Here is a 14,517-nt window from a genome sequence, read left to right on the forward strand (position 1 = left end):
AATGATCGCCGCCCGCGTCCAGCCCATGCTTGGAAAAACGCGACCGTCTTTAGCCCAGGAGCCTGCGATGACCCTCCGCGCCACCTTTTCCGCCCTGGGCGTCGCCGCCCTGCTGGCCGTCCCCACCCTTGCGTCGGCCCAGGTCGCCGCCCCGCAGGTGGGCAATGTGGAACTGAAGCAGCCCCTGCCCTACCCCTATGACGAGCAGATCGACAACGCCGCCGTGAACGCCCAGGTGGACGCGGCCCTGGCCAAGGCGAAGAAGGAGCACAAGCGTGTGCTGCTGGATTTCGGCGGCAACTGGTGCGGCGACTGCCGCGTGCTGGCCGGCCTGGTGGAACTGCCGGAGGTCCACAGCTTCCTGGACAAGAACTTCGTCATGGTGTCGGTGGATGTGGGCCGCTACACCAAGAACATGGACGTGCCCGCCCGTTTTGGCGTGCCCAAGTTCAAGGGCGTGCCCACCGTGCTGGTGGTGGAGGGCGACGGCACCCTGGTGAACGGCGACGCCTCCTTCGACCTGACCGACGCCCGCCACATGGAGCCGCAGGCCGTGGTCGACTGGCTGGCCAAGTGGGCCAAGCCGGCGAAGACGGCGTCTCGGTAAAGATGACGGCGAAGACGGCGTCCCGGTAAAGAGGGCGTTGCGCGCACGGCGCGCGCACCGTCACAAGACCGTAACGCAAGGGCCCTATCACAGGGGAACGAAGGAAGCGCCTTCGTCTCCCACCGTGATGGGGCCTTTTGTTGTCCACCGCCGTTCCCCCGTCCCCTGACCACCGCTGGCCGTGGGCCCTGCTGGCACTGTATCCGCTGGCCGGTCTGCTGGACCCCTTGCTGGTGTCGGCGGTGCCCGGTTGGGCGCCGTGGAACGTGCGCGCCGGCATCGGCCTGGCGCTGGTCATGCTATGGGGTGCGCGGCGCCTGCCGTTGGTGATGCTGGCGGCCCTGACCGGCCTGGCCCTGCGCGCCGGCCTGGTGCCGGCCAGCCACCCCTTCGCCCCCCTTGCGGCCATCCCCACGCTGGTGGAGCCGCTGGCCTTCGCCGTGCCCGCCATCCTGCTGACCCGCCATCTGCGCCGGGATGGCGAGGGTTTCGTGCTGGAGGACGCGGACGGCGTCACCCGCCTGCTGGTGCTGGCCATGGGCGGCGCCCTGGGGCAGAGCCTGCTGCTGCTGGCGCTGGCCTGGTGCCTGCCAGCCTGGCCGCTGGCGGGGTGGACGCTGACCGGCTGGGACGGACGGGCCATGCTGGCCGACCCGTTGACGGTGGCCTTGCAGCACTGGATCAGCGACATGGCAGGCGTGGCCGTGGCGGCGGCGCTGGCCCTGATGGCGCCGCGCCTGTCCCGCCATCTGAACCCGCGCCGGCTGCTGCGGGCGCAGACCCTGGGCCAGGTGGCCGGCATCTGCCTGTCGGTGGCGGTGATCTTTCCCCGGGTGGTGGGGTCACGCTTCTACCCCGTGTTCATCCCCCTGGTGTGGGTGGCGGCGGGCAGCGGCCTGCCCGGCGCCGTCCTGGCCCTGGCCGCCCTGGAGATCGGCCTAAGCCTGGGCATCGCCGCCTGCGACATCCTGCCGTATCAGGCGCTGAAGCTGCAGATCCTGATGCTGTCGCTGGCCATGACCGGCCTGCTGCTGGGGGCCGTCATCTCGGAACGCGAGCGGGTGCGGGCGGCGGCGGCCCGGGGCGAAGCGCGGCTGAAAACCCTGATCGAGCTGGCGCCCGACGGCATCATCATCCTGGGCGCCGGCGGCCGGGTGGACCAGGTGAACCGCCTGGTGGCCGACCTGACGGGCCGCCCGGCCGAGGCCTTGCGTGGCCGCCCGCTGACCGACCTGCTGCACCGCGAGGAGGGGGAGGAATGGCTGGTGGGCGCGGACGGGATGCGGCTGCCGGTGGAATCCTCCCTATCCATGGTGGCGGAGACGGGCGCGGATGAACCGGGCGGCCCGGACGGCCCTGTCGGCGTGCTGACCATCCGCGACATCTCCGCCCGCAAGCGCGCGGCCGCCGCGCTGGGGCAGCACCGCGCCGCCGTGGAACAGGCCAGCCGCAGCCATCTGACCGAGGAGCTGGCGGCGGCCCTGGCGCATGAGTTGAACCAGCCGCTGTCCGCCATCGTCAGCTATACCGGCGCCTGCCGCCGCATCCTGGAATCCCAGGGAGAGGCGGGCGGGGCCCCCAAGGCCCTGGACCTGATGGGCAAGGCCGCCGCGCAAGCCGAACGGGCGGGCGCCATCATCCGCCACCTGCGGGAGTTCTACCGCACCGGCCTAGTGGCCAGCGGGCCGGTGGCGGCCGGCGATCTGGTGGCCGGTGTCACCCGCCTGCTGGCGGACGAGGTGGCCAACGCCGGCGCGCGCCTGGACCTGGCGGTGGACGAGTCCCTGGTGCTGTCCATCGACCGGGTGCAGGTGGAGCAGGTGCTGATCAACCTGGTGCGCAACGCCCTGGACGCACTGGCCGGCGCCAACGGCGAACGCCGCATCCTGATCGAGGTGCGGGCGGCGGCGGAAGGGGGCCGCGCGGATGTCCGCGTGGCCGACACCGGCCCCGGCATCGCGGCGGAGGTGGCACCCCGCCTGTTCGCCCCCTTCACCACCACCCGCCGCACCGGCATGGGCCTGGGCCTCAGCATCAGCCGCGGCATCGTCGAAGCCCATGGCGGCCGGTTGCAGGCCGGCGGCGGCGCGCTGGGCGGGGCGGCGTTCTCGTTCACGCTGCCCTTGGCCACCCCGGCGGGCGCGTCTGAAGCAGCGGAGGCGCCCCATGCCGCGGCCTGAACTGACCCTGGCCATCATCGATGACGACGAGGCGGTGCGCGACGGGCTGAGCGCCCTGTTCCAGGCGGAAGGCTATCCGGTGGCGGCCTACCCATCGGCCGTCGATTTCCTGGACGCGGGTGGGGACGCCGTGCCCGGCTGCATCATCGCCGACATCAACATGCCGCGCATGAGCGGGCTGGAACTGCAGGCGGAACTGGCCCGCCGCGGCTGCGCCCTGCCCATCATCATCCTGACCGGCCAGGGCGACGTGCCCAAGGCGGTGACGGCGCTGAAAGCCGGGGCGGTGGATTTCATCGAGAAGCCCTTCGCCATCGACGCCCTGGTGCGCGCCGTCGAAACCGCCATGGACCGCAGCGGCGACACCCTGCGCCACCTGGCCGAGTCCCAGGCGGCGCAAAGCCGGCTGGACACCTTGAGCATCCGGGAACGCGAGGTGATGGACCTGCTGGTGGCCGGCCACCCCAACAAGGTCATCGCCTGGAAACTGGGTATCAGCGCCCGCACGGTGGAAAACCACCGCGCCCGGGTCATGGAGAAGACCGGCTGCGACAATGTCTCCGCCCTGATCCACCTGGCGCTGGCCGCCGGGTGAGGCAAGCGCCAATGCTGACCGGAGCTTACGCCGCCAGCGTTTCCGGCAGGGCGGCGTGCAGGCGATAGCCCACGCCGCGCAGGGTGTGCAGCAGACGGGACTGGCCCGGCCCCTCCAGCCGGCGGCGCAGGCGCGAGGCCAGGGCGTCGACGGCGTTGTCGGCCACATCCAGGTCCCCGGCCCACAGCCGGTCCAGGATGGCGCTGCGCGGCACCACGGCACCCTCCGCCTGCAACAGCAGGACCAGCAGCTGGAATTCGCGCGACGACAGCAGGATGTCGCGGCCGGCGCGGCGCACCCGGCGCTGGCGCACGTCCACCGTCAGGTCGTCCAGGGCGTAGGCCAGGCGCGGCCCCAGGCGTTTCAGCCGCAGCAGCGCCAGCAGGCGGTCCACCACCAGATCGCCGGGCAGCCCGGCATCCACCTGGTCGTCCGCCCCCAGCGCCAAGGCGCCGGCGCGGTCCGCCTGATCGCCGGCCAAGGTGACGACAAGGGCGCCGGGAAACCGCTGGCGCGCCTGGGCGAGGCGCTCACGCCCCTGGCGGCCATCCCCGGTCAGCACCACCACATCGGCCATGCGGGGCACCCCGGGCAGGGCGGCCAAGGCATCGACCTGCCAGCCGCGTTCCCGCAGCAACCGCGAGAGACGCGCGACGGGGGGCGTGGCCTTGCCGATCAGAAGGGCGCGCATGGGGATCACCCGCATGGTGGTACCAGTGGGGGAACCTTAGGCCCACGGCCGCCAGCCACGATATCCGGTATATTACCTAACGCCGCCCAGCATATAGCCCCGGTGGCCCCGGGTGTGCAGCGGCACGGCGGCGCCCAGGGCCCGGCGCAAGCTGTGGATGTGGGCGGCCAGACGATCCGCCGAGTCCCCGGCGTCCGGCCACAGCTGGGCGCGCAGGTCCGCCGCCGGCACCACCTGCCCCGCCCGGCCGGCCAGCACCAGCAGCAGGTCGAAGTCCAAGGGCGCCAAGGCCAGCGGACGGCCCCGGCACAGCGCCACCCGCCGGTCGACATGCAGGGCCAGATCGCCCACGCGCAAGGCCCGGTCCGCCGGCGCCGCCAGCCGCGTCAGCGCCGACAGGGCCGCCGCCACGGCCTCCCCACCCAAGCCCCGGGGCAGCACCATGTGCGCGCCGGCCCGCAGCAGGGCGCGTTCGCCGTCGGCATCCGCATCGGCGAGGCAGAGGCTGGGGACGTCACCGCCCAGCAGCGGAAGCAGGGCGTGAGGGTTGGGGGCGATCAACAGCCGCGCGTCGGGCGCGGAGCCGGCGCTGACATCCCAGCCCAGGACCGCCAACTCCTGGATCAGTTCGCCGGCATCGGCGTTCAGCGCGGTCAAGGCGAGGCGGCCTGTCATCATCCCGTCATGTAAGGGTCAAATGAAATTCACAAGAAAAGCGGTGACCCCTAAGCCCTTATGATCCCGCCATGATCAAGGATACCTGAAATTTCCGTCAGGCTGCCGTCAAGACCCGCCTTCCACCCCGACTGTACCAGCCCGGCACGCGATTTGGCAAAGCGCCGTCCAAGGCGCCGCGATCAACGAAGGGGGACGATGATGAGGACGAAGCTGGCGAGGCGCCCGATGCGGGCGCAGCTGATGATGGGGGCCGCCGCCGCCGTGGCCCTGAGCTCCGTGACCCTGGGTGCCGGCGCGGCCCGCGCCGCCGAGACGCCGGAGGCCGATGGCCCCATCGAGGAAATCAACGTCGTCGCCACGGTCATGCACGTGTCGCCGTCCAACGTGCCGCTGGACTCCCTGGAGCCCACCTCCATCGTTCCGGAAGGCTTCCTGCGCGACAACATCGTGCCGCTGTCCAGCTTCGACGACATGGTGAAGTTCCAGCCCAGCGTCTATGCGCAGAGCCCCAACGGCCCCGGCCTGGGCAAGGCGGAAACGTTGAGCCTGCGCGGCTTCCAGGACAGCCAGTTCAACATCACCTTCGACGGCATCCCCTTCGGCGACGCCACCGACCTGCACCACACCAGCTCCGCCCTGTTCGTCGCCCACGACATGGGCGAGGCGGAGGTGGATCGTGGCCCCGGCACAGCGTCCACCATCGGCAAGGCCACCTTCGGCGGCACCCTGGGCTTCCGTTCCAAGACCCCGTCGGAAGACCCGTCCGTCACCGCCTATGCCACCTACGGCAGCTGGAACACCAAGGGCATCGGCGGTGAGATCGACACCGGCCGCACCGTGGTCGGCCGCATGTTCTTCGACGTGCAGCACACCACCTCCGACGGCTATCTGACCCACGCGGCGGAAGAGCGCACCAACTACTTCTTCAAGGACCAGCTGGACATCGGCGAGAAGACGGTGGTGACGCTGGCGGCCAGCAAGAACCACTCCTTCGAATACACGACGCAAGGCGCCACCCTGGCCGACATCGCCAAATACGGCGACAATTACGGCCTGGGCGACAATCCGAAGCTGCAGTCCTATTACAAATACCAGCCCAGCCGCTACAGCTCCGACTTCGAATACATCCGGGTCCAGTCGGAACTGACGGACAGCTTCAAGCTGGACAACACGACCTACACCAACGGCTTCGGCCACCACTATCAGGAATCCAAGGACGCCAGTGACAACAACGCCGCCGACAACGGCGTCACCTTCTACAACGCCGCTGGCAAGAAGGTGGCCACATATGCCAACGACATCCCGGGCAAGGAAGCCAACGCCAACTACCGCACCTTCGGCGACACCTTCCGCCTGACCGACAGCCTGTCCTTCGGCGACATCAAGGCGGGCGTCTGGTACGACCGCCAGCTGGACCACCGCCATTCCGAAACCATCGACTGGACCCAGGGCGCCATTTGGGCCCCGACGAAATACGGCACGGCCTACAGCTATAAATACCGCGACGTGAACACCACCTGGCAGCCCTATGCCGAACTCGACTGGAAGGTCACGCCGGACCTGACCCTGGTGCCGGGGGTGAAGGTGACCAGCTTCACCCGCGACGTCGAGGCGCTGTACAACAAGACCAAGCCGCCGGCGCCGCTGAACTACAGCGAGACCTACACCGAGGCCCAGCCCTCCATCGCCGCCCACTACACCCTCCAGGAGGGCTGGACCGCCTACGCCCAGGTGGCCAAGGGCTTCCTGGCGCCGCCCATTGACGTCTTCCAGGTGACCAAGATCGCCTCGATCAAGCCGGAGGAGACCTGGAACTACCAGATCGGCACCGCCGTGCAGCGCGGCCGCTGGATGGTCGGCGTCGACGCCTACTACATCGATTTCTCCAACTACATCTCCACCAGCCAGGTGCCGGGCACGACGGAGACCACCTTCGTCAACGGCGCCGGTGTCATCTACAAGGGCCTGGAGGGGGAGGCGCAGTACGCCCTGACCGACGCCCTGTCGCTCTACGCCAACGCCAGCCTGAACCGCGCGCAGTACAAGAACACCAACGTCTGGGTGGCGGACACGCCGCAATGGATGGCCACCACCGGCGTCATGTACGACAGCCGCGACGGCCTGTACTTCTCCGCCATCGGCAAGGTGGTGGGGCCGTTCTATGGCCAGGACAACACCACCGACGCCGCCACCGGCCAGCCCGATTTCGCCAACGCCTACCGCATCCACGCCGGCTTCGTCGCCGACGTGTCGGTGGGCTGGCGCCTCAAGGACCTGGGCTATCACCTGCTGGACGTCACCCCCAGCCTGAAGATCGGCAACCTGTTCGACACCCACCGCATCAACGGCTTCGCCGGCACGCAGTCCGCCACCGGCCAGGCGCTGTACTGGACGACGCCGGGCCGCAGCGTGTTCTTCAACCTGTCGGTCACGGGGTGGTGATGCGCGGCACGGCCTTATACCAGCGGCATTTGATCGTGACCTCTCAAACGCCCCTCAAACGCCGGCGGCCACATCCGTGGCCTTGGCTATCCTCGCTGCGCCCTGCGGTGCTCGCTCCGGCGGACGCCGTCGCGTCCTGCGGCGGCATGAGGCGGAAGCTCATGCCGCTGGTGTCATCCCTGGCCCTGGCGGCTGGCCTCGTCCTGGCTGGCCCCGCCTCGGCCGACACCCCCGCGACGCCCCCGGCTGCCCCCGGCCTGGTGCTGGAGCGGGTGGTGATGCTGTCCCGCCACGGCGTGCGCAGCCCCACCAAGGGGCCGGCGGAATTGCGCCGCCATTCCGACCAGGACTGGCCGGCATGGCCCGTGGGCCAGGGCATCCTGACCCCCCACGGCGCCGACGCCATCCGCCAGCTGGGCGTCTATCTGGGCGATCTGTACCGCCAGCGGGGCCTGCTGGGCGCGGACCGGTGTCCCGCCGGCGACACCGTCTTCGTCTGGGGCGACAGCGGTGACCAGCGCACCCGCGCCAGCGCCCAGGCCCTGGCCGACGGCATCGCCCCCGGCTGCGGGTTGAAAAACCACGGGCGGGCGCCGGACAGCCAGGACGTGCTGTTCGACGCGGCGTCGGGCGGCATCTGCCCCCTGGACCCGGCGGAGGCGGAGAAGGCGCTGGCGGCGGCCAACGGCGGTGACATCGCCGCCGTGCCGGCCGCCATCGCCCCGGCGCTGGCGGCGTTGGTGCGGGTGGTGGCGCCCAAGGCCTGCGCGGCCGGTTCCCCGACCGGCGGGCAGGCCTGCTTCGCCACCGGCCCGGTCAAGCTGGTGGACAAGGGCGGTGAGGTGAAGCTGGACGGCCCTCTGGCCCGGGGTGCCATGCTGGCGGAAAGCATCTTCCTGGAATACGTGCAGGGCATGCCCACCGCCCAGGTGGGCTGGGGCCGGGCCGGCACGCCGGAGGCCCTGGCCGCCATCCTGCCGGTGCATGATTACCAGGCCGACCTGACCCGCCGCACGCCCTATATCGCCAGCCACAACGGCGCGCTGCTGGCCCGTCAGATCGTGGCGGCGGTGACGGGTGAGGTTCCGGCCGCCGGCGGCCCGCTCGCGCCCGTGCCGGCGGGGGCCCGGCTGATCTCCATCCTGGGGCACGACACCAACCTGTCCAACGTGGCGGGCCTGCTGGGGCTGGACTGGACCCTGCCCGGCCAGCCGGACAAGACGGCGCCGGACACCACCCTGGCGTTCGAGGTCAGCCGCGATCCGGCGACGGGCAAGCGCTATGTCCATGTCGCGCTGTACTACCAAACGCTGGAGGACCTGCGGCAAGCCGCCGCCCTGACGGCGGCGCATCCGGCGGGTAAGGTCGATCTGCCCCTGCCCGCCTGCGGCGGTGACCGCTGCACGGTGGAGGATTTCGCCGCGCTGGTGCGCAAGGCGGTACCGCCGGCCTGCTGGCGGTAGGGGCAGGACAGAACTGACGGGCGGCGACCCCATCATCCGCCGCCCGTGAGGGATGGGCGGGGCGGTACTGCGGAGCCGCCCCGCCTTTCGTCTTTCTGAGCCGCCCTCGGCAGGGGCCGGTAAAGTCCGAATCCCCATCCCCCACCCAACCCAAGGCCGGTAAAGTCCGAGTCCAGGAAAAAATGCCGGGGCGGGACAGCCCCGCCCTCCCGGCAGGGCCGGTAAAGTCCGTGTGGATCCGGCGGGCGCGGATTTGCGCCGGCGCGCCCGCCGCCCGCCGCCCCTTCGGCGCGACCACCCCCGGCCGAAAACGCCCGGTTTTCCGTCGACAGGGCCGGTAAAGTCCGTGCCGGGGCCGGAGTCGCCCCCGCCTTCGAGTCCCCTGGAGTCGTCCGCAGGATCCCATTCCGGGTGATTCGTCACGATTCGGCTCGGACTTTACCGGCCCAGTGGAAGTTATCCACAGAATCGACGTGCCTCCCCCCGGACTTTACCGGCCACAAGATGTGTCGGCGGCGGTGGCGCGCATGGAAAGAAGTCTTTTCCCCCGGACTTTGCCGGCCGGTCTCCGGACTCTACCGGCCCGACTCGGGATTATTTCCCGGACTTAACCGGCACATCAAATAACAGACTCCAAATACCCCACAAATAGCGGGGGCCGGTAAAGTCCGACCTAGATTTAGTGATTTCGCTTTGGAACACTCCAGCCATCAACCGACACGAACCGACCGTAACCATCCGACTGGCAGGGGGCTGCAGCCATGGCCGACATACACCGTCTCATCCTGGAACATGGGGTGGACCGGGCGCGGGAAATGGCGACCAGCAAGACCGGCCGGACCCTGGTGGACGTGGCCGCCGCCATGCTGGCCCAGGAAGAGGACAGCATGGGCATCACCCATGCCGGCTTCGCTTTGACCAGCCTGCCCCACCGCTCCATCGACAAGGGACCGGAGCCCGAGTACCACCGCAAGGAAACGGGGCGCTGCACCCTGATCGTACAGAGCGGCCGGCATGGCGACGGCAGCCTGGTGGGCGTGCCCTATGGCGCCAAGGCGCGCATGATCCTGCTGTATCTGCAGACGGAGGCGCTGAAGACCAATTCCCGCCAGGTGGAACTGGGCAAGAGCTGGCACTCCTGGCTGAAGGCCATGGGGGAGAGCCCCGGCGGCAAGACCTATCGCCTGGTGATGGAACAGGCGCAGCGCATCACCGCCTGCAGCCTGCAATTCCTGTGGGAGACGGACGCCTCCGTCACCCGGCAGAACGCCGGCTTCGTCAACAACTCCATCCTGTTCAAGTCCAACCCCGACCAGCGCCAGGTGGCCCTGTTCCAGGATGTGATCGAGCTGAACGAAAGCTTCTACGACAGCCTGAAGCAGCACGCCGTGCCGGTGTCTGAAGCGGCCCTGCGCCACATCAGCGCCAGCAGCACCGCCATCGACGTCTACATCTGGCTGGCCTATCGCCTGCACGTGCTGAACCAGGCGACGCCGGTGCGCTGGGCGGCGCTCCGCCGCCAGTTCGGCGAGCATTACGCCAAGCTCAGCCACTTCAAACCGGTGTTCCTGGACGCCCTGGCGCTGGCCACCGCCGTCTATCCCGAAGCGAAGGTGGAGATCGCCGACGATGGCATCGTCCTGCACCCCTCGCGCCCGCCCATCGCCCGGCGCGAGGCGGCGCTGATCGCGTAAGACCAGCGCCGTCGCCCATCAGATGCGGAAGGCCAGGGCCAGCCGCACCTGGTTCTGCCGCATGGTGCCGCTGACGGCGTTGCCCAGGCTGCCGGTCCCGTCGGTCTTCCCCAGGTCGACATAGCGGTATTCCACCTTCAGGCGGAACGCATCCAGGGGCAGCGGCACCTCCGCCCCAGCGCCCAAGGTCCAACCCGCCTGGGTGTGGCTGAAGTCGATCGACGATCCCGGCCCATCGGTGCGGTAGGTGTGCAACCGCACGTCACCCGCCGCCACCCCGCCCAGGGCGTAGGGCAGGAAACCCAATCCCAGGTCATAACCAGCGCGGACCACACCCGTGGCCAGCCAGCCGTTGTGGGTGGTGTAATTGTAATCGGGCGAGGGGTTGTGCGCCGTGATGTCGCCGCTGCCGCTGGCGATGTCGCCCTCCACCCCCACCAGCAGGCGGCCGACCTGCAGGCCATAGCCCAGACCGGCACCGCCGGAAACCTGGTTTCCCGAATGGTCGCCGGTCGTGCGGCCATTGGTCAGGTCCTGTCGCGCCTGGCCAGCGGCGTCGCCGATGAAGCCCTGTACGTACAGGCCGCCCCATGACGCCCCCTCCTGCGCCGACGCGGCCCCCGACGCGACCACCATCGCCACCGCGGCGGCCCACCCCATCACACCCAGCTTGCGCATAAAAGTTTCCTTGTTTAACCAACAGAGACGCAAGCGTTATGGTTTCCCGTCACAGAGTTGCAGTCACCGTGGTGTCGCACCCCGGGCGCCCGAATGTCGCACCCCGGTTCCCACCATCGCTGGCGCGCGGGACCGCGCCCGCCTACACTACCCGGGCGTGTAGAGGCGGGACGGGGTGGGGCCGGTGGTAGCGCGGGTTTCGACGGTGGCCTTCCAGGGGGTGGATGTCCTGGACATCGATGTCCAGGTGCAGATGTCGGGCGGGCAGGTGGCCTTCACCGTCGTCGGCCTGCCGGACAAGGCGGTGGCGGAAAGCCGGGAGCGGGTGCGGGCGGCATTGCACGCGCTGGGCCTGGCCCTGCCGCCCAAGCGCATCACCGTCAACCTGGCCCCGGCCGACGTGCAGAAGGAGGGGTCGCACTACGATCTGCCCATCGCCATCGCCCTGCTGACCGTCATGGGCATCCTGCCCGATGAGGACATCCGGGGCTTCTGCGCCCTGGGCGAACTGGCGCTGGACGGGGCGCTGACCGCCGTGGCCGGCACCCTGCCCGCCGCCATCCACGCTGTGGCCACCGACCGGGGCCTGATCTGCCCGGCGGCCTGCGGCGGCGAGGCCGCCTGGGCCGGGGAGTTGGAGGTGCTGGCCCCCCGCACCCTGCTGGAGCTGATCAACCACTTCAAGGGCACCCAGGTGCTGTCCCGCCCCCAGCCCAAGATGGAGGAGGAGGACGGCACCACCCTGCCGGACCTGGCCGACATCAAGGGGCAGGAGACGGCCAAGCGCGCGCTGGAGGTCGCGGCCAGCGGCGCCCACAACCTGCTGATGGTCGGTCCGCCAGGGTCCGGCAAGTCCATGCTGGCCGCCCGACTGCCGGGATTGCTGCCGCCGCTGGCGCCGGCGGAGGCGCTGGACCTGTCCATGATCCATTCCGTGGCCGGCAAGCTGGACGGCGGCCGGCTGATGCGCCGCCGCCCCTTCCGCGACCCGCACCACAGCGCCAGCCTGCCGGCCCTGGTGGGCGGCGGGGTGCGCGCCAAGCCGGGGGAGATCAGCCTGGCGCACCAGGGTGTCTTGTTCCTGGATGAGTTGCCGGAGTTCGCCCGGCCGACGCTGGAGGCCCTGCGCCAGCCGCTGGAGACGGGCCGGGCGACGGTGGCGCGGGCCAACGGCCATGTCACCTATCCGGCGCGGGTGCAACTGGTGGCCGCGATGAACCCCTGCCGCTGCGGCCATCTGGACGACCCGGCCCAGGCCTGCGGCCGGGCACCCAAATGCGCCGCCGATTACCAGTCCAAGATTTCCGGCCCGCTGTTCGACCGCATCGACCTGCATGTCGACGTGCCGGCGGTGAAGGCGTCCGACCTGTCCCTGCCACCGCCGCGCGAGACCAGCGCCATCGTCGCCGCCCGCGTGGCCCGCGCCCGGGGCATCCAGGCCGAGCGCTACGCCGCCCTGACGAAGCCGGGCCACCCGACCATCCGCACCAACGCCGAGGCCGACGGCGAACTGCTGGAAAAGGTGGCGGCGCCGGAGGCCGCCGGCCGCGCCCTGCTGACCGAGGCCGCCGACCGCCTGCGCCTGTCCGCCCGGGGCTATCACCGCGTCCTGCGCGTCGCCCGCACCCTGGCCGACATGGAAGGCGCCGAGACGGTGCGCCGCCTGCACATAGCCGAGGCGTTGAGCTACCGCCGGGTGGTGGTGCGGTGAGGGCGACGGCCCTCGCCTGGCGCGCCTTCTCCGTCCTGGCCATCGTGGGCATGATCGTCGTGGCCGCTTATGGCCTGGTTACGGAAGCGGGCATCGCCTTTTTTCTGGGTGGACGGGAGCCGCAGGTGCCCGACAAGGAATTGGTGCTGGAACTGGTCTTCGTGGGGATCGCGCTATCCGCGCTCTGCGTCCTCGCCCTGCCCATCTTCGGGCTGATCCTGCTGGCCGTCAGCCAGGGGCTGGCCTTTCTTGTCTGCGTCCAGCGCGGCCTTCCCGATAGCTATCACCCCATCCAGCTCTACAACACCACGACCTATTTTTGCTTTGCCGGTATCATCGCGGTGAGCCTCATGAAGCTGACCCGCGAATACGCGGCCTATCGCCGGACCCGTATTCCATGATCCCGCCCGCATTGCTGCTCATCGACCTACAACGCGCCATCGACGACCCGCGCTGGGCGGCGGAGGGGCCGCGCAATAATCCGGAGGCCGAGGCCAATGTGGCCCGGCTGCTGGCGGCGTGGCGGGCGCGGGGCTGGCCCCTCATCCATGTGCGCCACGATTCGGTGGAACCCAACTCCAGCTACCGTCCCGGCCAACCGGGCAACGCCTTCAAGGATGAGGCGATGCCCCTGCCCGGGGAGACCATCGTGGCCAAGCGCACCAACAGCGCCTTCATCGGCACGGGGTTGGACGATCTGTTGCGCGGGCGGGGCGTCACCGCCCTGGTGATCGCGGGCGTCATCACCAACAATTCGGTGGAGGCCACGGCGCGCATGGCCGGCAATCTGGGCTACGCCACCACCGTGGTCAGCGACGCGACCTACACCTTCGCCAAGCGCGACCTGCGGGGCCGGGTGTGGAGTGCGGAGGACGTGCACGCCCTGTCACTGGCCAATATGGCGGGTGAGTATGCCCGGGTGATGACGACGGAGGCAGTGCTTAATCCGGCCGGAACGTCGCCTGGATGACAGTCCCCAAATCCCGCGACTCCGGGGGCAGGCGAAAGGCCAGAACGCGGGCGTCCATGTCATCATCAGGGAAGAGCAGGATGCTGCCGGTGATGGGCTGATCGCCTTTGGGCAGCCAGCTATGGTGGGTGCCCATCCCCTCTTGCCCCGCGGGGGTTACGAAATCCACCGAGGTAGGGCCATGGCGGACGATGATGTCGGTGGGATAAGGTCCCTGCGGAAAGGCCGATTTCTCCTCTATCCCCTCGGCAACCACTTGCTCAACGAAGTCTTGGGCGATGGGAAAAACGCGGGCAACGATACGAGCGACTTCGAACCGGCCGGATGTGCCACCCTCGATCAATGACAGATGGATGGCCGGGCCGTCGATGTGTTCGATGGCCTTGAACAGGTTCCGGCTGGCCGGCGGCTTGGCCATCACCACCAGTTGCGACCCGCTGGATCCATACAGGCCGAAGCAGTGCCAACCTTTGGGGGCAAATACCCCCAACTCTCCGAAATCGGCGCGATAATATGCCAACCGCGCTACCATCTTCGCGGAAACACTCGCCGGTAACGGAGGAACGGAATCCTTCTTCGGCGCCGGTATCGGTCCTGTTTGCCCATCCAGCGGACAACCGACAAACGGAATGCCACCGGCGGCCCCCTGGTGCGTCAGCAGGGCAAAACCGATCACCAGGATACCGCACACGGTCCGACGCATGGCGCCGGCGAACAAGCGGAGCGTTACGGTCATGGAAGGGACCTGGAAAGCACGGGGAGGGCCGGATCAGGATGGCATTGCCATGCCTGGTCCTCAAGCCCTTGC

General features: G+C 69.5%; 13 protein-coding genes. 9 read left to right on the top strand and 4 right to left on the bottom strand.

Annotated elements, in window-relative coordinates; all coding sequences use genetic code 11:
• Window positions 1-67: 67 nt before the first annotated feature.
• The 3 genes from FHS74_RS20515 (at window position 68) to FHS74_RS20525 (ending at window position 3,382) form a co-directional block, all read left to right on the top strand.
• The gene (locus tag FHS74_RS20515; protein ID WP_184804287.1) at window positions 68-607 is read left to right on the top strand and encodes a thioredoxin family protein; all 540 of its coding nucleotides are present in this window, start codon (window positions 68-70) and stop codon (window positions 605-607) included.
• 140 nt (window positions 608-747) lie between these two features.
• On the top strand, window positions 748-2,787 hold the full coding sequence (locus tag FHS74_RS20520) for an ATP-binding protein (protein WP_184804290.1): 2,040 nt from the start codon (window positions 748-750) through the stop codon (window positions 2,785-2,787).
• Window positions 2,774-3,382, top strand: a complete 609-nt coding sequence (locus tag FHS74_RS20525) for a response regulator transcription factor (protein WP_184804293.1) — start codon at window positions 2,774-2,776, stop codon at window positions 3,380-3,382. Before FHS74_RS20520 ends, FHS74_RS20525 begins: the two co-directional genes overlap by 14 nt.
• 25 nt (window positions 3,383-3,407) lie before the next feature.
• On the opposite strand, the gene FHS74_RS20530 is transcribed toward FHS74_RS20525, so the two are convergent.
• Together FHS74_RS20530 and FHS74_RS20535 are read right to left on the bottom strand one after the other, a co-directional pair.
• Complete coding sequence (locus tag FHS74_RS20530) at window positions 3,408-4,073, bottom strand: winged helix-turn-helix domain-containing protein (protein WP_184804295.1); 666 nt, start codon at window positions 4,071-4,073, stop codon at window positions 3,408-3,410.
• A 72-nt stretch (window positions 4,074-4,145) separates the two neighbouring features.
• A complete protein-coding gene (locus FHS74_RS20535; protein ID WP_184804298.1) occupies window positions 4,146-4,748 on the bottom strand; it encodes a winged helix-turn-helix domain-containing protein in 603 nt (200 codons plus the stop codon).
• A 198-nt stretch (window positions 4,749-4,946) separates the two neighbouring features.
• Between FHS74_RS20535 and FHS74_RS20540 the strand changes: the two genes are divergently transcribed.
• From FHS74_RS20540 to FHS74_RS20550, 3 genes are all read left to right on the top strand, one after another.
• On the top strand, window positions 4,947-7,193 hold the full coding sequence (locus FHS74_RS20540) for a TonB-dependent receptor (protein WP_246463256.1): 2,247 nt from the start codon (window positions 4,947-4,949) through the stop codon (window positions 7,191-7,193).
• Between the two features lie 161 nt (window positions 7,194-7,354).
• On the top strand, window positions 7,355-8,656 hold the full coding sequence (locus FHS74_RS20545) for a histidine-type phosphatase (RefSeq protein WP_184804301.1): 1,302 nt from the start codon (window positions 7,355-7,357) through the stop codon (window positions 8,654-8,656).
• 761 nt (window positions 8,657-9,417) lie between these two features.
• Window positions 9,418-10,350: a replication protein RepA gene (locus tag FHS74_RS20550; RefSeq protein WP_184804303.1), complete on the top strand. Its 933-nt coding sequence runs from the start codon at window positions 9,418-9,420 to the stop codon at window positions 10,348-10,350.
• 18 nt (window positions 10,351-10,368) lie between these two features.
• On the opposite strand, the gene FHS74_RS20555 is transcribed toward FHS74_RS20550, so the two are convergent.
• Window positions 10,369-11,028: an outer membrane protein gene (locus FHS74_RS20555; protein ID WP_184804306.1), complete on the bottom strand. Its 660-nt coding sequence runs from the start codon at window positions 11,026-11,028 to the stop codon at window positions 10,369-10,371.
• Between the two features lie 184 nt (window positions 11,029-11,212).
• Between FHS74_RS20555 and FHS74_RS20560 the strand changes: the two genes are divergently transcribed.
• From FHS74_RS20560 to FHS74_RS20570, 3 genes are read left to right on the top strand one after another with little or no spacing between them, the layout of a single operon-like run.
• The gene (locus FHS74_RS20560; protein WP_184804309.1) at window positions 11,213-12,739 is read left to right on the top strand and encodes a YifB family Mg chelatase-like AAA ATPase; all 1,527 of its coding nucleotides are present in this window, start codon (window positions 11,213-11,215) and stop codon (window positions 12,737-12,739) included.
• The gene (locus FHS74_RS20565; RefSeq protein WP_184804312.1) at window positions 12,736-13,140 is read left to right on the top strand and encodes a hypothetical protein; all 405 of its coding nucleotides are present in this window, start codon (window positions 12,736-12,738) and stop codon (window positions 13,138-13,140) included. Before FHS74_RS20560 ends, FHS74_RS20565 begins: the two co-directional genes overlap by 4 nt.
• Window positions 13,137-13,709, top strand: coding sequence for a cysteine hydrolase family protein (locus FHS74_RS20570; RefSeq protein WP_184804315.1), 573 nt, complete (start codon window positions 13,137-13,139; stop codon window positions 13,707-13,709). The genes FHS74_RS20565 and FHS74_RS20570 overlap by 4 nt, the downstream gene beginning before the upstream one ends.
• Here the strand turns inward: FHS74_RS20570 and FHS74_RS20575 are convergent.
• Window positions 13,681-14,445, bottom strand: coding sequence for a hypothetical protein (locus FHS74_RS20575; RefSeq protein ID WP_184804318.1), 765 nt, complete (start codon window positions 14,443-14,445; stop codon window positions 13,681-13,683). The genes FHS74_RS20570 and FHS74_RS20575 overlap by 29 nt on opposite strands.
• Window positions 14,446-14,517: the final 72 nt, after the last annotated feature.

Origin of the sequence: Nitrospirillum iridis (assembly GCF_014205765.1) — a bacterium.
Classification (GTDB): Bacteria; Pseudomonadota; Alphaproteobacteria; order Azospirillales; family Azospirillaceae; genus Nitrospirillum; species Nitrospirillum iridis.